A 17,642-nucleotide genomic window follows, 5' to 3' on the forward strand; every position below is an offset into this window, starting at 1 on the left:
GCGGATAAACGCGGCGGTGTTAGATGTGCCTTATTCCTGGCCCTTGAGGCTACTGATTTCCGAAAGCAGGAAGTCGCGGAATACTGCGATCCTTTTAGATGTTCGTAGTTCTTCTGGATACACAAAGTATGCCTCTACCAGAGGCACAGCCTGACCTGGCAGGACTCTAACCAGGTTGGGATAAGACGCTGCCGTGTAAAGCGGAAGAGAGCCAATTCCCGTTCCGGACGCAATGGCATTGGCAACAGCGGCAATATTGTTAATCGCCAGCCTGCTCCCACGATGTGCCAGCCCTTCATGCCGAAGAAGGTCCAGAAGCCAGTTTACATTCGGTAGTGGCAAATGACGCCCGGCAAAGCCAATGATCTGGTGTTCTGCCAGTTCCTGCAGATTTGTCGGTGTACCGTACCGATCCAGATAGTCGGGGCTGGCATAGATTGGCATAGGGAAATTGGCCAGATGACGCTGTACAAGGTCTGGCTGTGTTGGCGGATGCAGGCGAATAGCCACGTCTGCTTCACGCATTCCCAGATCAAGGTCTGCGTCTTCAAGAAGAAGCGTGACCTCAATATCAGGGTGCAGTTCCAGAAAGCGATGCAGCCTCGGAGAAAGCCAACAAAGGCCAAAACCGGTGGTTGTCGTGATTTTTATTTTGCCCGCCGCTCGTTCCTTGCTTTCGCTCAGGAATGCCTGTGTCAGGGCCAGCTTGGAGAAGACTTCACGCACGGTGCGATTCAGAACCTCACCCTGTTCAGTCAGGATGAGGCCTCGTGCATGCCGATGAAACAGCGGAACACGCAGAACCTCCTCCAGAGCTGAAATCTGCCGCGAAACGGCAGACTGGCTCAGGTTAAGTCTGTCACCTGCATGGGTGAAGGACCCGGCTTCGGCGACTGCGTGGAAAATACGCAGTTTGTCCCAATCCATGTGGTGGTCTCCCCGATCGCTGGCGCGTCGGTCCTCGTCCTTCTTGCCCATGTCACCTGGCGTTGTTTAAGCGGTGTGTCGTTGAAGGGACGAAACTGTCTGAACCTGCGACGAGGGTCAAGTTTTTGTCATAGCAGGTATGCCAGAAATGTAGCGTTCGGCTTCCAGAGCGGCCATGCAGCCTGTACCCGCAGCCGTCACAGCCTGCCTATAAATCCGATCCTGAATGTCGCCTGCGGCAAAAACACCCTCTACTGAAGTGCGCGTTCCACCAGCTTCCGTGATGATATATCCATCTTCGTCACAAGCCACTTCATGGCGGAACGGCCCCGTATTCGGGCTGTGGCCGATGGCGACGAACACGCCATCAACGGGCAGAGTTTCGCTTTCTCCCGTCTGAGTGTTCTTCAGACGAACGCCACACACAACTTCCGGCGTTCCCGCACCAAGAACTTCTTCGACAGCACGGTTCCAGTGAACATCGATTTTCGGATTCGCAAAAAGACGCTCCTGCAGAATGCGTTCTGCCCGGAAACCGTCCCGGCGATGAATAACGTGAACCTTGTCAGCGTGGTGAGTGAGATAGAGCGCCTCTTCCACGGCCGTGTTGCCGCCACCCACGACTGCAACCGTTTTACCGCGATAGAAAAAGCCGTCACAGGTTGCGCACGCCGAAACGCCGCCAGCCTGAAGGCGCTTTTCCGACTCGAGGCCAAGCCATTTGGCCTGGGCGCCCGTTGCGATCACGACTGTACGTGCAAGAAACTCGTCCCCTGAGTCGCCTTTCAGATGAAAGTATCCATCTGCGGCCGGACCGGTCTTCAGGTCTGCCTCGGTAATCAGGTCATAGATCAGGCGTGTGCCGACATGTTCAGCCTGTTCGCGCATCTGCTCCATCAACCAGGGGCCCTGAATGGGCGCCGCGAAGCCAGGGTAGTTTTCGACGTCGGTCGTGATGGTCAATTGGCCGCCAGGCTGAAGACCAGTCACGAGAATCGGTTTCAGACTGGCGCGTGCGGCATAAATGGCGGCAGTGTAGCCAGCGGGGCCTGCGCCCACGACCAGAAGGTCCGTATGATGGATTTCAGGCATGATCGATCCTCGTCCGTGTTTTGACCCCTCATATAGAGCTTTCAGACGCATGTGCCATCTTTGCGGACGCTGCCACCTGCCATATACGTCAGATTCAAATGAACGCTTCTTTCTCTTCCATCCCCGTTGAACTGGATGCCATTGACCGGCAGATCATCGCCGAGCTTCAGGCAGACGGTCGTATGACCAATGTGGAGCTGGCCAAACGCGCCGGTATTTCCGCTCCCCCCTGTCTGAGGCGTGTCAGGCGTCTGGAAGAACTTGGCATCATCAAAGGGTATCATGCAGAAGTTGACGCAGCCCTTCTTGGCTGGTCGCTCAATTTTTATGCCCTCATCGGTCTCGATAGCCAGAAGGGAAGTGTTCTGGAGGCATTTGAGGCGCAGGTCGGTGCCTGGCCCGAAACACGCGAGTGTCATATGATCCGTGGCGGAGGAGACTTCCTCGTCCGTCTCGTCGCTCGTGATGCTGCCCACCAGAACATTCTGACCCGTCGCCTGACAGACAGTGTCCACGTCGTGCGGGTGCAGACACTCCAGACCATCCATACCAGTCGTGATCTGGCTGGAGTTCCTATCTGATGGCAGAAGCATCCCCAACGGTTAGCGCTGGGATGCTTTTGCCTGCCCGGATCAGCATTATTGTTCCCTGCTATAATGAGGCAGAGAATGTTGTTCCCCTTGTCGCGGCTCTGGATGCAGCTCTTGAAGGAGAACGTTGGGAAGTCATTTTTGTTGATGACAACTCCCCGGACGGAACTGCCGAGCGCGTTTCAAAAGTTGCGAATAATGATCCTCGTGTAAGGGTCATCAAAAGGGTAGGACGTCGGGGTCTCTCATCTGCTGTTATTGAAGGTTTTCTGTCGTCCAGCGCACCGTATGTGGCGGTCATGGATGGGGACCTTCAGCACGAGGAGACTGTTCTGCCCAAAATGCTGGTAGATCTTGATGCCGGCTCCGATATTGTTGTCGCCAGCCGCCACGTAGAAGGCGGAGACAACGCCGGGCTGGCAGGTTATTGGCGGCATCTCCTGTCAGACACCGGCATTCGTGCCGCTCAATCGGTTTTGCCGCACCGCCTGACTGATCCGATGAGCGGGTTCTTTGCCATGCGGCGAGAGCTTTTTCAGGCTGTTCTTCCAAAACTTTCCGGAACCGGCTTCAAGATCCTGCTGGATTTGGCGATGTCTGCGCCAAAGCCCGTGAAGATCACGGAAGTACCCTTTGTTTTCCGTCCGCGCCTTGCGGGAGAAAGCAAGCTGGATGTCGTTGTTCTTCTCCAGTTCGCAATGATGATTCTGGATAAAGTCACGCATGGCTGGCTGCCATCCCGTTTTCTGGCGTTTGCGCTGGTTGGGCTTGTTGGTGTGGTCGTGAATGTTGCCGTGATGCAGATTGCCCGACTGGGAGGAATGGATTTTTCTCAGTCTCAACTGGTTGGAACGGCCGTTGCCATCCTGACAAATTTCCTGCTCAACAACCGTCTCACTTATCATGACCGTCGCCTGAAGGGCGCGAAGATGTGGGTGGGATTAATTATTTTCTTCGCCGTCTGTTCTCTCGGGGCGGCCGCTAATATCGGGGTGGCCCGTATGGTGCTGCACGATGTTGGCCATGGGCACTGGGACCGTGCGTCTGCCGCAGGGGCCGTGATCGGTGTCGTCTGGAATTACGCTGTGTCTTCCACTCTCATCTGGCGCTGACGTGACTGATAATTTCAAGAAGCAGGCCAGCCTGTTCTGGGCGCTTCTTGTTGCCCTGACTGTGACGCGCCTCGGGTTGGCAGCATGTCTGCCGCTCACGCCCGATGAGGCTTACTATTGGGTGTGGTCCCGCCATCTTCAGGGTGGCTATTTCGACCATCCTTTCATGGTAGCCCTCTGGATCAGAATTGGGACATGGCTGGCTGGCGACACGTCTCTGGGGGTGCGTCTGCTCGGGCCGCTTTCCGTTCTTCCCGGAAGCTGGGCCCTGTACCATGCGGCCAGGCTGTTGCTCCCGTCGCGCCCTTGGCCGGTATCAGGCTTTCAGGCCGTTCTTCTCCTGAATGCAACGCTGATGCTCGGACTTGGATCAGCGACCATGACACCGGATACACCGCTGGTATTTTTCGTTTCGGTGTCTCTTTTTGCACTAGGAAAAGCCGTCTCGTCGTCGGGGAGCAGAACAACAGGCTGGTGGCTGTTAACGGGTGTTTTGCTCGGTCTCGCCTTTGATTCAAAATATACTGCTGTTCTGATCGGTTTAGCCCTTGGGGGGGCAGTTCTCACGACCCCGAGGCTCAGGAAGCAAGCTGGCCCATGGCTGGCAATTCCGCTTCTGATCATCACGACGACCCCAGTCCTTCTCTGGAATGCATCCCATCATTGGGTCAGCCTGCTGAAACAGGGTGGACGAGCAGGCGACTGGCATCTGGCTCGTGCATCCCAGTTTCTGCTGGAGCTTCTCGGAGGTCAGATTGGTCTGGCGACCCCCCTTGTTTTCGGGCTCTTTGCTCTGGGTGGCTGGGCGTGCATCAAACGGAACAGACTTCTGGCATGGCTAAGCCTTCTGCCTCTCGCTGTGTTTGTCACGCATGCTCTGGGCGATCGAGTACAGGCAAACTGGCCGGCTGTTGTTTATCCCGTCCTGGCTCTGGCTGCGATAGAAACAGGTCGGAGTGTTCGGTGGCCGGTCATCAGCGGAATAGTCTTGACCGTGCTGGTTTATGGGCAAGCCGTTTTCTCTCCGTTGCCGTTTCCCGCCGCTAAAGATCCGATCCAGCGACAGACGGCTGGATGGCCCGATTTCAGTCAAAAACTTGTCGCTCGTGCTCAGGAGACGGGAGCATCGGCTTTCATAGCTGAAGAGTATGGTCTCGCATCTCAACTCGCTTTGACACAGAACAGTCTTCCAGTTCTGGGATCAGATCCAAGGTGGAGCCTGTTTTCTTTTCCGTCTGCTGAGGTGCCGCTCGGTTTAAAAATTGAAGAGCTTCACCGCATTCCCGCAGTGCTGGATCAGGACACGCTGTGTCGCCAGAGCCATGGCCATAATGTGCGGTGCTACCGCGTTGACGTTGTGAAAATGCCGTCTGGTGTGCAGTTGCCAAGGCGGACTTAAAGCTCTCCTTAACCTTTGATTGCCATACTGACCTCTCTCAGGAGGCAGCATGTCGAAAGCAAACGGCAAGGACGAGCGCAGGATCATCATCAAGCGTTTTGAAGTTGTAGAAGGTGGCCATCACGGCGGAAGCTGGAAGATTGCCTATGCGGACTTCGTGACGGCCATGATGGCGTTCTTTCTGGTCATGTGGCTCATCAATGCCACGACAGAAGAGCAACGTAAGGGCATCGCTAATTTCTTTAATCCGATAGCAGTTCAGCAGGACGCACCACCCAAACTGAGCGTCATGCCTGATCTCTCTCCCATCGCGTCCTCTGATCGCCCTATGGCGGTCAAGCCCGGTCAGACCGCGGGGCCAAATCCAGATGACGGTCCATCAGGACAGAAACATCTTTCCCAAAAAGATGCGGAAAAGCACAGCGCACAGATTGTAGTTCTGCGCGATGGGCAGATCGAGCCAGGAGAACCTGTATCCGGCCAAAGGGCATTTCCCCACAAGCCGGCCTTCCAGAGTGCTGCCGATCAGATCACTAGAGCCCTGAATGCCCCGTCACAACTGGCAGACGTGCGCGATCAGGTCTCCGTTAAGGTTGGTGATGACGGGTTGCACGTGGAGATTGCAGATTCCGAGCATCAGCCAATGTTTGCGCTGGGCTCTGCTACTCCAACGCCGCGTGCCCTTCAACTCCTGAAGCTAGTCGCTCCTTATCTTGAAAAGCTCCCCGGGCACCTCTCCATTGCCGGATACACGGATGCGGCCCCTTACAAAGCCGGTTTGCCATCCAACTGGAGCCTGTCCAGTAGCCGCGCGGTTGCGGCGAGGGATGTGCTTGTACAGGCGGGCTTTCCAGACCGACGTCTGCAAACCGTCAGTGGCTATGCCGATAGAAACCTTTTTGATCATGCCAATCCGCTAAGTCCACGGAACAGACGCGTCGTTCTGGTTCTGTCACCAGATCAACCGTAGCAAGTCCCCCGTCAGGAAATATTGAAATGTTTATTCTTATCGGCCTTGGCGTCGTTCTTGCCTGCGTGTTTGGCTCCTTCGTGGCATCAGGAGGCGCCATAGGTCCATTGCTTGCATCCATGCCCTTTGAATTGCTGACAATTCTGGGGGCGGCGATTGGCACATTTGTCATGGCCAACTCAATTTCCGCTGTGAAACACCTTCCGGCAGGCTTGAAGAAAGCCATGAAAGGCTCGCAGTACGGTCGACAGGATTATCTTGAACTTTTGGGGCTGCTGTTCCACGTGACCAAGCTGGCGGCCAGCAAGGGGATGATGGCTATTGAGAGCCATATTGAAGATCCCCAAGGCAGTACAATCTTCGGGGCGTTCCCGAAGATTCGCGATAACGGACAGGTCTGTTCCTTTATCTGCGATTACCTGCGGATGGCAGGCATGAATGCGACAGATCCGTTCCAGATGGACGACGTGATGGGACGGGAGCTTAAAAAGAACCTGCGGGAGGAGATGCATCTTCCTCACGCACTGCAATCTGTTTCCGATGCTCTTCCAGCTCTCGGAATTGTTGCTGCCGTTCTCGGCGTGATCAAGACTATGGCATCCATCAGCAAGCCTCCTATCGTGTTGGGCGAGATGATTGCTGGTGCGCTTGTCGGAACGTTCCTCGGTATTCTGCTGGCATATGGCATTGTTGCCCCGATTGCAGGCCGTCTCGGTGGCGTTGTGGAAGAAGAGGCGTCTTATCTTGATCTGGTTCGTTCCGTCATTGTCGCGCACCTGCAAGGGAATGCGCCTCAGGTCAGTGTAGAAATCGGCCGCAAAAGCATTCCCTGTGACCTCATGCCGACCTTTCAGGAGGTCGAAGAGGCTGTCAGTGCCGTTGCCGTGGGGTGAGGTTGTTTTCCCGTGGGTGATCTTTACGATGCCGTCATCACTATGAATGACGGCCGAAAGGATCAGGCATGCGTCCCTCCGCACTGCGGGCTCTCTGTCTCTTACTTCCTCTTTTTCCTTTTGCGTCGGTACAGGCTGCTACGGCTACTCCCTCAAGGGCTCAGCTTGAGCAGGTCGATGGCGGACCAGCCCTTCACTGGGTGAAGGCTGAAAAAAAAAAACGCAGAATGCTCTGGCTTCTGACCCCAGATACAAGCCGCTTTATGATCGGATCCTGTCGGCTCAGCAGTCACCGGATCGTCTCGCTGTTCCCACGCAAATGGCGGGAGAGATCTGGAATTTCTGGCAGGACAAAGTTCATGCCCGCGGGGTCTGGAGAAGTACTTCAGAGGCTGATTTCAAAAGCGGACATCCGCTATGGAAGATGCGCTTTGACTTGGATGAGCTTTCTCGGTCTGAACATGCCAACTGGGTTATGGAAGGGCTGAACTGTCTGGAACCAGCAGATCGGATCTGCCTTCTGGGCTTGTCCAATGCGGGTGAAGACGCGCACGAACTGCGAGAATACGACACGAGCACCAATCAGTTTGTGCAGAACGGTTTTCGGCTACCAAACGGAAAGCAGGCGGTCGCATGGCTCGATAAGGATACAATCCTGGTCTCTCGAGACTGGGGTACGACCGATGCCGGTCTGACAACGTCAGGGTACCCATATGTTGTCCGTGCCCTGAAGCGCGGGCAGAGCCTGTCTCAGGCTCAGGAAGTGTTCCGTGGAACCGGTCAGGACATGGAAGTCGTTCCCACTGTCCTGCGGGACGGGCAGGGGCATCAGGTCGTCCTGATCGACCGGCACAAGGATTTTTTCCATAGCGAAGTTGAACGACTGGATCCCGTAACGCTCAAAACAGTCCAACTGCCCATGCCGGAAAAATATGACGGTTTGAGCTATCAGGATGGCCAACTGGTCTTCCATCTGCTCCAGGACTGGTCAACGGTGAAGGGGGCTATTCCCGCGGACAGTGTTGTAGCGGTAGATCCAGATCATCCTCAGGCCCCCGAGATCATTGTCACTCCGACCCAGCGGCAGACAATCGGGGATGGAATGGATGGCGCTATCGCGGCAACCAAGGATGGTCTTATCGTTGTTATGTATGACAATGTTCAGCCCGTACTGATGCTCTATCGCCGGGCCTCGAACGGCCATTGGTCTGGGCGGAGCATTGAGCTGCCCAAGAACATGGCCGCCAGTATTGTCTCTTCTGATCCCCACAGCTCAGAAGCGTATCTCCAGCTCGAAGGCTTCATTCAGCCGCCGCAGATCTGGAGCGTCAATACCGCCAAGCAGAACACACAGCTTCTCTATAGCCAGCCCGAACTGTTTGATTCGTCCAAGCTCACTGTCGAGCAGCTTTTTGCGCCCAGTAAAGACGGAACGCAGGTCCCGTACTTTGTTGTGCATGCGAAAGACTGGACGAAGAATGGTGCCAACCCCACGCTCATGACCGCCTATGGTGGCTTTGGCCTATCGTACCTGCCTGTCTATCATCCAGACCTTGGGATCACGTGGTTCGAACGTGGTGGGGTTTACGTGATGGCAAACATCCGGGGTGGCGGAGAGTTCGGCCCAGCCTGGCATGAAGCCGCGCGTCACGCAGGGCGTCAGTATGCCTATGATGACTTTGCATCCGTGGCCCGGGACCTGTTTTCCAGAAACATTACGTCGGCCAAGCGTCTGGGTATTCGTGGGCGATCTAATGGTGGCTTGCTGATGGGGGTAGAATTCACGCAGCATCCGGAGCTGTGGAACGCGACCATCATCGGTGTGCCGTTGCTCGATATGCTGAATTATGAGCACATAGCGGCAGGCGCCTCATGGGCTGCTGAATACGGAAGTGTGTCTACATCCGAGGGAAAAGCGTTCTGGGATAAGACCTCACCGCTTCAGGCCTTAAAGCCAGATGTACGCTACCCAACACCATTCATTTTCACTTCAACCCGAGATGATCGTGTTGGCCCTGTGCATGCCCGCCTGTTTGCGGCGCGCCTTCAGGAGCTTCACGTACCCTTCTTCTATTATGAAGATACGGAAGGTGGCCACGCCGGGACTGTCAATGCCGCTGAAGTGGCGCATGAACGGGCTCTGGAGGCGATTTATCTGAGCCGTAGGCTGATGGATCCACGCTGAAAAGGGGATGCCTGCTTCCTTGCCGTAAAAGGTGAGGAGGCAACTCCCAGAATTTTGGTGTGTAAGGCAATAAAAAAAAGCCGCGCCCCCAAGGGCTGCGGCTTTTCTCGTCCGTTCAGATAACGGGAAGGACTTTAGAAGCCTTCACGCTCCAGACGCTTGCGCTCCATCTTGCGGGCACGACGAACAGCTTCTGCTGCTTCGCGGGCGCGACGCTCAGAGGGCTTCTCGAAGTGGCGACGCAGCTTCATCTCACGAAACACGCCTTCGCGCTGCATCTTCTTCTTGAGCGCCTTTAGCGCCTGGTCAACATTATTGTCACGAACGAGTACCTGCACGGTGCCGTCAACTCCTTCTGGGCCCGCCTTTAGCGTCACCCGTGATATGGCAATCCAATTGGGATGGAGCCCTTAACACACTCTTTTGGAGATGTGCAATTCATTCGATGGTGCTTGTGCTGATTTTTATCCATGCGCAATCTGCAGCGGATTTATGCGTTAACGTTCTGCAACTGATCGAGGAAGCTCATGGCTCTGCTCAAGATTGCCCGTATGGGCCACCCTGTCCTGCACCAGGTCGCAGAACCCGTTTCTGACCCAACATCCCCGGAAATCCGCCATTTGATCAAAGACATGCTCGACACAATGGTCGATGCGAATGGTGCCGGGTTGGCTGCTCCGCAAGTTCATCACCCCCTGCGTCTTTTCGTCTATCGTGTGCCGGCGAACCGGGTTTCGGACCCTGAACAGGCCATGTTACCGCGTGTTTTGATCAATCCGGAAATTACACCTCTTGGTGAGGAGATGATGATTTGCGGTGAAGGTTGCCTCTCGATTCCGGGGCTGAGGGGTGATGTTATCCGTCATGCCAAGGTCCATTATCGTGGTGTGGATGAGAATGGAGACGTGGTCGAAGGCGAGGCGGTCGGTTTTCATGCCAATGTTCTTCAACATGAGAACGATCATCTGGATGGCATCCTGTACCCGCAGCGCATCGAGGATTTCAGTCGCTTCGGATATGTTGAGGAAATAGTCCGGTGACAATGCGCCTTCCGGACGGACCACCTTCTGCGACTGCCCATCTTTACCTCCGTGAAGAACAGATCCGTCAGTCCTACGAAGCGCTCATGCTTGCGTGGCGCAGTCTCAATTCCGAGTGTGAGACGTTGCTGCGAGAGAATGGGCTGGGCTCGGCGCATCACAGAATTCTTTTTCTGGTTGCGGCTCACCCCGGGATCACTCCTAGCGCTCTGCTGGCCAGCCTCGGGATTACAAAGCAGTCCCTGGGCCGTGCCTTGGGAGACCTACGTGATCGAAACTTTCTGGTGCAGGAAGAAGACCGTCATGATCGGCGCAAGCGTCCGCTCAAACTCACGCCTGAGGGGGAGGCGATTGAGCGACAGCTTTTTCAGCTGATCCGTGAAGTCATGACGAAGGCTTACAGGGAGGCAGGAGTAACGGCGGTTGAGGGGTTCAAGCGCGTTCTTTCGCCTCTTCAGATTGCGCCAGGAGGAGGGTTTCGATGAGTGATGAGCATATTCTTGTTGTCGATGATGACTCGCGCCTGCTCAGGCTCTTGCAGCGCTATCTCGCTGAAAACGGTTATCGGGTCACAACGGCACAGGATGCCCGTCAGGCCCGTGAGGTTTTGCAACTGATCCAGCCTGATGCCATCGTTCTGGACGTCACCATGCCGGGCGAAGATGGTGTTTCGTTAACACGGGCGCTCAGGGCTGAGGGTCTGTCGTTGCCGATCCTTCTGCTGACGGCGCGGGGAGAGCCTGCGGATCGGATCGACGGGTTGGAATCCGGTGCTGATGATTATCTTGGGAAGCCGTTTGAGCCGCGGGAGCTGTTGCTTCGCCTGCGGGCACATCTACGAAGGATTACGCCCGCCGTATCTACGGTTTCCGAAGTGCCCTCCGTTCTGCGGCTGGGAGTGCTGGAATTTGATGTGCCGCGTGGCCTCCTCACTGGCCCGGATGGCCCTGTTCATCTGACGGGAGGAGAGGCTGCCCTGCTGGGGGTGCTGACCTCCCGCCCTGGTGTCGTCATGTCACGTGAGGAAATCGCCAAGGCGCTCGACATGGATGAGATTGGCGAGCGGGCTGTGGACGTGCAGGTAACGCGTCTCAGGCGGCGCATTGAGGTTGACCCCAAGGAGCCACGTTTTCTCCATACGGTTCGCGGGAAGGGTTATGTTCTCAAACCCGGGATCTGAAGATCGCTGGGGGCGGCTGGATCGCCCGCTGCGACGTGTTCTGCCGCGCTCCTTGCTGGGACGATCCATGTTGATCGTTCTGACGCCACTACTCGTCACGCAGGCAATCGTCCTGATCCTGTTTTACGGGACATATCTGAATGTCGTCTCCCGTCGCCTCTCTGATGGCATCACGGGGGAGGTATCGCTCGTCATGTCGATGCTGGAGCGTACCCCCGAGCAGGATCGACGCGAGGCTCTTCTCCGGGATGCTTCAGCTAGAACCCAGCTTGAATTCGTTTTCCATCCGAAGGCGACTTTAAGTCGTGAAGGAACGAATCATGTCCTCGGTCCGATTGATGATGATTTTGAGCGTGCTCTGCATCAGGGGCTGGGGAGACCTTTCTTTGTAGACTGGTCTGCCGTTCCGGAAACCGTCAGAGTCTCTATCGCATTGCCTGACGGTGTGCTGGACGTTCTGACGCCTCATAAGAGGCTCAGTATCGGCCCGATCTGGATGTTTGTCGCTTGGGCTTTCAGCAGTTCGGCCCTTCTTTTCATTATTGCAGCACTGTTCATGCGCAATCAGGTGCGTGCCATCCGTCGGCTTGCTCAGGCTGCAGAGCTTTTCGGGTTAGGGCGCGACGAGGGCGCTATCCGCCCGCAAGGCGCGCGTGAGGTGCGTCAGGCTGCCATCGCGTTCAACCGCATGCAGGATCGCGTTAATCGGTTTGTCGCGCAAAGGACGGCGGTTCTGGCGGGGGTTTCCCATGATCTGCGGACCCCCTTAACGCGATTGCGCCTTAGTATGGCAATGCTTCCGACGAAGGGGCGCATCCAGGCGGAAGATATTCAGCCCGATATTCAGGATATGGTGACTGATATCGAAGATATGGAGCGGCTGATCGGGAGCTACCTGTCTTTTGCGCGTGGAGAGGGGTCTGAACGCCCTGTTCCAACGGATTTACGATCCCTTATTGACGAGGTCGCTGTGGCTGCAAAACGTGCCGGTGGTCAGGTTCTGGGGGTCGAAGGGCGGGAAGGGATTGAAATACCCGTACGCCCGGATGCTCTGAAGCGCGCGCTCACCAATCTGGCAGACAATGCCCGACGGCATGGGGGTGCCATGCGAATTTCCCTCTGGGAAGGGGAGCGAAGGGTCGAGATTACTGTGGAAGATAATGGCCCCGGCATTCCGCCTGATCAGCGAGAGACAATTCTGCACTCAGCGCGATCAGGAAGTAATGGGGGAAGCGGGCTTGGGCTGACGATTGTCCGCGACATCATTCATGCCCATGGAGGCACGATTAGATTGCTCGAAAGCCCGCTTGGCGGACTGGGCGTTCTGCTCAGCCTGCCAAAATAAGCGGAAGATCAGGGGAGGGTATTACCCGCACCACCATTGCCCGTGCCCTGGTTGCCCAACGGGCCCTGGCTGCCACCAAATGTGCTGCTCATGTTGCTCATTGGGTTGTAACGGCCAACGTTACCCAGCAGCTCCTGAATGACCGACGTCTTGGTGCCCGGCGTTGGGGTTGTGGCGCCCACCATGCCGACGCGGATGGAATCCTTGCGGTTCAGGGTATCCATCTTCCGCAGTACGCCAGAATTGTCGAAATTCAGAACCACAACCTGCTGCTTGTCGACCGTTGGGAAGCCCAGCGGCGTTGGAGACGTGATCATGGACACATAGATCCATGTGTTGTCGTCAAAGGTTGCGTGTGCGGTCGGGGAGCCGAGGCTGTCGAGTACGTCAGACCGTGTGCTGGTGCCTGGCACCAGCTGGGCATAGTCGGTCTTCTCGATGAGCGAACCCCGCGGCTCGGGAATCGGGCTGAATACCGAGCATCCTCCCAGAAGGAGCGGAGCACAGGCCAAACCGGTGAAACCGAGGCGTTGCACAAGACGTGTTCTGCTTTTGGTCGTCAGAAAAGATGCGTTATTCATGGAACCGGAAACTATCCTGTGCAAGAGAACCGCTCAACCCTGCGGGTGCCTTAAACGATACCTGCCTGTCAACGATTTCCCCTATGTAACCGGGGATGGAGTGCTCAAATGTCTCATTCTCCCGAATTTTCACGTCGTATCCCCCTGAGTCGGGTAGGGGCAGGAACAGAAGAAACCGTGACGGCAACCCCGCAGGAGCGTGAAGCCCTGGCGCGGCGGTTTGGCATTCCGGCAGTGCATCACCTTGAGTGTCGCTTCGTTCTGACACCTGAAAGCAAGACCGAAATTCTTGCTCAGGGCCGTCTGAGCGCAAAGGTGACACAGGAATGCGTCATTACGGCAGAAAAATTTGACGATGTGCTCGCCGAGACCTTTGTTCTGCGCTTCATTCCGGAATCCCAGATGCCGGAAGATGAATTCGACATCGATTCCATTAATCTGGATGCCCCTGACGACGTTCCCCATGATGGCAGGGCGCTGGACATTGGCGAAGCCGCTGCCGAACAACTGGCCCTGATGCTGGACCCATATCCTCGTCTTCCGGGTGCCGGTCTCGAAAATGCTGTTGACGTGGCACCTGCGGAAGGGGAAGAAGGGGACGATCAGTCCGAGGACCTGCCTGAGTCAGAGCGTCGCCCAAACCCATTTGCAGCGCTCGTGGGTCTGAAGAACGGGGATAAAAAAGAATAAAATCCCTCGCTTTAGCTTGCGGGTTTGCGTTTGCTCTGCTAGAGCCGCCCGCCTGAACTCGGCGTAAATACGAGACGACGAACAACGGGGCACCGGATGCCGCTGGGAGCGGAGCAAGGGTGCCGACACAGAAGCAGAAAGAGGCATAAAAGCCATGGCCGTCCCTAAAAGAAAGACCTCGCCGTCCCGTGCTGGCATGCGTCGCAGCCACCATGCCCTGCAGGCTGAAGCGCATGCAGAATGCGCGAACTGCGGCGAACTGAAGCGCCCGCACCATGTTTGCAGCCACTGCGGTCATTACGATGGTCGTGAAGTTGTTGCAGCAGGCAAGAGCCTGAAGACGGCCGTCCGCGCCTGATCTCTTCTGCGGATGCTCTGATGGGGTATCCGCATCTGCGATGCTGTCCGGGAAACTGTCTTAATGTCTAAAGCGCCTGTCACGCCTGTTCGTGACACAGCGGCCCTAGGGCCTTATGCCCTTGCCGTCGACGCAATGGGGGGAGACAGGGCACCGGATATCGTCCTCGCTGGTCTTGAACTGGCGGCTGATCGGCATCCGACAGCCAGACTGCTCCTGATCGGAGATGAGACGGTTTTGAAACCGGCTCTGGCACGATATCCCAAAGCTGCCCGCATCTGTGACATCCGTCACGCTCCAGCCAGTATTCCAATGGAAATGAAGCCAACCGCAGCTCTGCGCGTTCGTGGCTCTTCCATGCGTATGGCTATGGAGGCTGTATCCTCTGGCGAGGCCTGTGGCGTCGTCTCTGCGGGAAACAGCGGAGCCATGCTGGCTCTCGCCAAGATTATCGTCAAAGCCCTTCCAGGAATTTCCCGTCCCGCTATGGTTGCCGTGCAGCCTTCCGCGCGCGGTGATACCGTCATGCTGGATCTGGGTGCCAACATCGCCTGCGATGCCCGCAATCTGGTGGAATTCGCCGTTATGGGCGAGGCCTTTGCGCAGGCTGCTCTTGGTTTGCCAAAGCCTACAGTCGGGCTCCTGAATGTCGGCTCAGAAGACCTTAAGGGTGACGAAAGGCTGCGTCAGGCCGCTGAACGTCTGCGTGAAAGCGCTCTGGCGGAGCAGTTTCATGGCTTTGTTGAAGGCCATGACATTACCGCTGGGACGACGGATGTGGTTGTCACGGATGGCTTCACGGGAAATGTTGCTTTGAAGACAGGCGAGGGGGCTTTGAAGCTTGCTTTCGGCCTGCTGAAGCGTGTTTTCGAAACTAATCTTCTGACCCGTATCGGCTATTTGCTGGTCCGCCCCGGCCTGGAGCGGATGCGGGAATGGATTGACCCCCGGCGTTACAATGGCGCTGTTTTTGTCGGGTTGAATGGCGTTGTTGTGAAATCCCATGGTGGCGCAGATGGTGAAGCTTTTGCCGCAGCCGTCGATATCGCAATGGATGCCGTAACCCATAACCTGAACGACAAGATCCGTGCCCGTCTGGATCAGCTCGGTATGCTGGGAGCTGATGTGGCTTCTGCTGCTACCAGCACGGTCGCCCCAGAACCTGTGAGCTGAGAAACTTTATGTCCGGTCCCCTTCGTGCCCGCCTGACAGGCGTGGGTGGCTATCTGCCACGTACGATTGTCACGAATGATGATCTCGCTCAGAAGATCGAAACATCTGACGAATGGATCCGGACGCGCACTGGCATTACGCAGCGTCATATTGTTTCAGGTGATGAAACCACAGCATCCATGGCCGCCGAAGCCGCGCGCCAGGCTCTTGAACAGGCCGGTGTAAGTGCTGATGAAGTTGATGCCATTCTTGTGGCGACCTCGACGCCTGATCAGGTTTTCCCCGCAGTAGCAACGCAGGTGCAGGCCCTTCTTGGAATAACCAGAGGGTTCGGCTTCGACATCAGTGCCGCATGTTCGGGGTTCGTCTATGCGTTGGCCTCAGCAAATTCATTCATTCAATCCGGGTTGGCCAAGAAGGTTCTCGTGATTGGGAGCGAGGTCTTTTCCCGACTGCTGGATTGGAATGATCGCACAACCTGCGTTCTGTTCGGAGATGGCGCCGGTGCTGTGCTTCTGGAAGCCGGAGCTGAGGAAGGTGAGGGTGTTCTCTCGACCCATCTTCATTCTGACGGTCGATCTGGGGACATTCTGTACGTTGACGGGGCAGTAGGTTGCGCAGGCACGACTCAACATCTCAAAATGCTTGGGCGAGAAGTGTTTCGTCATGCGGTTGTTAAGCTTTCCCAGGCTGTCGATGAAGCACTGGAAGCCAACAACCTGACGGGGCAGGATATTCAGTGGCTTGTACCGCATCAGGCCAATCTCCGTATTATTGATGGTATGGCCAAAAAGCTGGCTCTTCCTGCCGATCGTGTCGTGGTGACAGTGGATCGTCACGCTAACACGTCTGCGGCTTCCATCCCCTTGGCCCTAAATGAAGCCGTCAGAGACGGTCGTATCCAGAAGGGCGATCTTGTTCTGATGGAAGCGCTGGGTGGCGGTTTGACCTGGGGTTCTGCGCTCGTCCGCATGTGAGGCGGCGCATCGTCTTTCAAGGTTAACGATTGATTCCTTTGACTGTTCTGAACGTCATGATACGCATGTGTCATGAGTACAGTCACGCGCGCGAATCTTGTCGAGCACATCTATAGCCGTGTTGGGCTGTCCCGGCACGATTCCTCCATGATTCTGGAAAGTGTGTTGGAGAAAATTTCCTCCACACTTGAAGCAGGTGAGTCCGTGAAGCTGAGCGGCTTCGGGACCTTCTCTGTTCGCCAGAAGGGAGAACGCATTGGGCGAAATCCCAAGACCGGGGTTGAGGTTCCAATCTTGCCTCGCGCTGTCTTGGTGTTTCGGTCTTCGCAGCTTCTGCGGGACCAGATGAATGGCGTGGAAAGCCATGCTGACGATGTGGACGACGCAGATGATTGATACCACTTCGAACAATGGCGCTGATTTCTCCGACGATAATCTGGCTGATTCTGGCGCTGGGAAAATCAAAAAGGGCCCAGACGCTTACAGAACCATCAGCGAGGTCGCGGAGGAGCTCCATATTCCGCAGCATCGACTGCGTTCGTGGGAAACTCTCTATCCGGGTGTGAAGCCATTTCGTGGGGAGAGTGGGCGCCGTTATTACAGCCCTGAACACGTCGAGACGCTTCGTCTTATTTCCGATCTTCTCTACGTACAGGGCTATAAGGGCCAAGGCGTTCTGCGAGTTTTAAGAGAAGAAAAAGCTCGGAAATCTCTAGAAAATCGTACTATTTTTCCTAAGGCAGAGGAGAATATTGCGAGTGTTCATGCAGCGCCCGCTCCAGTTGAGGGGCCAGTTTTAGGAGACGCTGCGGATGATATTATCTTTCCCGAAGCTCCGGCGGTACCAGAGATCTCTAGTCCTCCTGAACTGAAAGAAGAGAGTGTCGCCGTTAGTGAGACGGCAGTGCTTCACGACGAAGAAGACGTATCGCTTTCAGAGTATCGCGAAGCTCTTGAACCTGAAGAAAAGGCGGATCAGGTGCTTGACGAGTGTCTAACGGGAAGGACATTTGCCGAAGCCGAAGCCGAAGCCGAAGCCGAAGCCGAAGCCGAAGCCGAAGCCGAAGCCGAAGCCGAAGCCGAAGCCGAAGCCGAAGCCGAAGCCGAAGCCGAAGCCGAAGCCGAAGCCG

At 56.0% G+C, this 17,642-nt stretch carries 20 protein-coding genes; 16 read left to right on the forward strand and 4 right to left on the reverse strand.

The window, feature by feature from the left end; genetic code table 11:
* Positions 1-30 precede the first annotated feature (30 nt).
* Positions 31-927, reverse strand: coding sequence for a LysR family transcriptional regulator (locus JN414_RS07145; RefSeq protein ID WP_202207593.1), 897 nt, complete (start codon positions 925-927; stop codon positions 31-33).
* 117 nt (positions 928-1,044) lie between these two features.
* Positions 1,045-2,019: a thioredoxin-disulfide reductase gene (trxB, locus tag JN414_RS07150; RefSeq protein WP_202207317.1), complete on the reverse strand. Its 975-nt coding sequence runs from the start codon at positions 2,017-2,019 to the stop codon at positions 1,045-1,047.
* A 98-nt stretch (positions 2,020-2,117) separates the two neighbouring features.
* Here trxB and JN414_RS07155 point away from each other — a divergent pair, with 98 nt between their 5' ends.
* The 6 genes from JN414_RS07155 (at position 2,118) to JN414_RS07180 (ending at position 9,168) form a co-directional block, all read left to right on the forward strand.
* Entirely contained in the window at positions 2,118-2,600 is a 483-nt protein-coding gene (locus tag JN414_RS07155; protein WP_046902047.1) for an Lrp/AsnC family transcriptional regulator, read from the forward strand.
* A complete protein-coding gene (locus tag JN414_RS07160) occupies positions 2,600-3,721 on the forward strand; it encodes a glycosyltransferase family 2 protein (protein ID WP_237389935.1) in 1,122 nt (373 codons plus the stop codon). The genes JN414_RS07155 and JN414_RS07160 overlap by 1 nt, the downstream gene beginning before the upstream one ends.
* A 1-nt stretch (position 3,722) precedes the next feature.
* Positions 3,723-5,120 carry a glycosyltransferase family 39 protein gene (locus tag JN414_RS07165; RefSeq protein WP_237389936.1) on the forward strand — a complete coding sequence of 466 codons (1,398 nt, stop codon included), beginning with the start codon at positions 3,723-3,725 and terminating at the stop codon, positions 5,118-5,120.
* A gap of 49 nt (positions 5,121-5,169) precedes the next feature.
* Positions 5,170-6,090, forward strand: a complete 921-nt coding sequence (locus JN414_RS07170; RefSeq protein WP_202207318.1) for a flagellar motor protein MotB — start codon at positions 5,170-5,172, stop codon at positions 6,088-6,090.
* Between the two features lie 26 nt (positions 6,091-6,116).
* Positions 6,117-6,983: a flagellar motor stator protein MotA gene (gene motA, locus JN414_RS07175; RefSeq protein ID WP_046901396.1), complete on the forward strand. Its 867-nt coding sequence runs from the start codon at positions 6,117-6,119 to the stop codon at positions 6,981-6,983.
* A 274-nt stretch (positions 6,984-7,257) separates the two neighbouring features.
* Positions 7,258-9,168 carry a prolyl oligopeptidase family protein gene (locus tag JN414_RS07180; protein ID WP_237389954.1) on the forward strand — a complete coding sequence of 637 codons (1,911 nt, stop codon included), beginning with the start codon at positions 7,258-7,260 and terminating at the stop codon, positions 9,166-9,168.
* A 134-nt stretch (positions 9,169-9,302) separates the two neighbouring features.
* Here JN414_RS07180 and rpsU read toward each other — a convergent pair whose 3' ends face one another.
* Entirely contained in the window at positions 9,303-9,506 is a 204-nt protein-coding gene (rpsU, locus tag JN414_RS07185; RefSeq protein WP_007283570.1) for a 30S ribosomal protein S21, read from the reverse strand.
* A 189-nt stretch (positions 9,507-9,695) separates the two neighbouring features.
* Here rpsU and def point away from each other — a divergent pair, with 189 nt between their 5' ends.
* Genes def through JN414_RS07205 form a run of 4 tightly spaced genes read left to right on the forward strand, consistent with a single transcriptional unit; the run spans position 9,696 to position 12,733 of the window.
* Positions 9,696-10,208, forward strand: a complete 513-nt coding sequence (gene def, locus JN414_RS07190) for a peptide deformylase (protein ID WP_202207319.1) — start codon at positions 9,696-9,698, stop codon at positions 10,206-10,208.
* A 2-nt stretch (positions 10,209-10,210) separates the two neighbouring features.
* Positions 10,211-10,693: a MarR family winged helix-turn-helix transcriptional regulator gene (locus JN414_RS07195; protein WP_237389955.1), complete on the forward strand. Its 483-nt coding sequence runs from the start codon at positions 10,211-10,213 to the stop codon at positions 10,691-10,693.
* A complete protein-coding gene (locus tag JN414_RS07200; protein WP_202207321.1) occupies positions 10,690-11,388 on the forward strand; it encodes a response regulator in 699 nt (232 codons plus the stop codon). Before JN414_RS07195 ends, JN414_RS07200 begins: the two co-directional genes overlap by 4 nt.
* Positions 11,366-12,733, forward strand: a complete 1,368-nt coding sequence (locus JN414_RS07205; protein WP_202207322.1) for an ATP-binding protein — start codon at positions 11,366-11,368, stop codon at positions 12,731-12,733. Before JN414_RS07200 ends, JN414_RS07205 begins: the two co-directional genes overlap by 23 nt.
* A gap of 8 nt (positions 12,734-12,741) precedes the next feature.
* Here JN414_RS07205 and JN414_RS07210 read toward each other — a convergent pair whose 3' ends face one another.
* Complete coding sequence (locus JN414_RS07210; protein ID WP_086634131.1) at positions 12,742-13,314, reverse strand: outer membrane protein assembly factor BamE; 573 nt, start codon at positions 13,312-13,314, stop codon at positions 12,742-12,744.
* 108 nt (positions 13,315-13,422) lie between these two features.
* On the opposite strand from JN414_RS07210, the gene JN414_RS07215 reads away from it, so the two are divergent.
* The 6 genes from JN414_RS07215 to JN414_RS07240 all read left to right on the forward strand — a co-directional run.
* Positions 13,423-14,004, forward strand: coding sequence for a DUF177 domain-containing protein (locus JN414_RS07215; RefSeq protein WP_046901403.1), 582 nt, complete (start codon positions 13,423-13,425; stop codon positions 14,002-14,004).
* 154 nt (positions 14,005-14,158) lie between these two features.
* On the forward strand, positions 14,159-14,362 hold the full coding sequence (gene rpmF, locus JN414_RS07220; RefSeq protein ID WP_046901404.1) for a 50S ribosomal protein L32: 204 nt from the start codon (positions 14,159-14,161) through the stop codon (positions 14,360-14,362).
* 63 nt (positions 14,363-14,425) lie between these two features.
* Positions 14,426-15,535 carry a phosphate acyltransferase PlsX gene (plsX, locus tag JN414_RS07225; protein ID WP_202207323.1) on the forward strand — a complete coding sequence of 370 codons (1,110 nt, stop codon included), beginning with the start codon at positions 14,426-14,428 and terminating at the stop codon, positions 15,533-15,535.
* Positions 15,536-15,543: 8 nt separating this feature from the next.
* A complete protein-coding gene (locus JN414_RS07230) occupies positions 15,544-16,512 on the forward strand; it encodes a beta-ketoacyl-ACP synthase III (protein ID WP_202207324.1) in 969 nt (322 codons plus the stop codon).
* Between the two features lie 72 nt (positions 16,513-16,584).
* Entirely contained in the window at positions 16,585-16,908 is a 324-nt protein-coding gene (locus JN414_RS07235) for an integration host factor subunit alpha (RefSeq protein ID WP_064273136.1), read from the forward strand.
* The coding region (locus JN414_RS07240; protein WP_237389937.1) for a MerR family transcriptional regulator at positions 16,901-17,642 on the forward strand (742 nt) is incomplete at its 3' end. The genes JN414_RS07235 and JN414_RS07240, both read left to right, overlap by 8 nt.

The sequence above is a fragment of the Gluconobacter sp. Gdi genome, from assembly GCF_014132155.1.
Lineage (GTDB): Bacteria > Pseudomonadota > Alphaproteobacteria > Acetobacterales > Acetobacteraceae > Gluconobacter.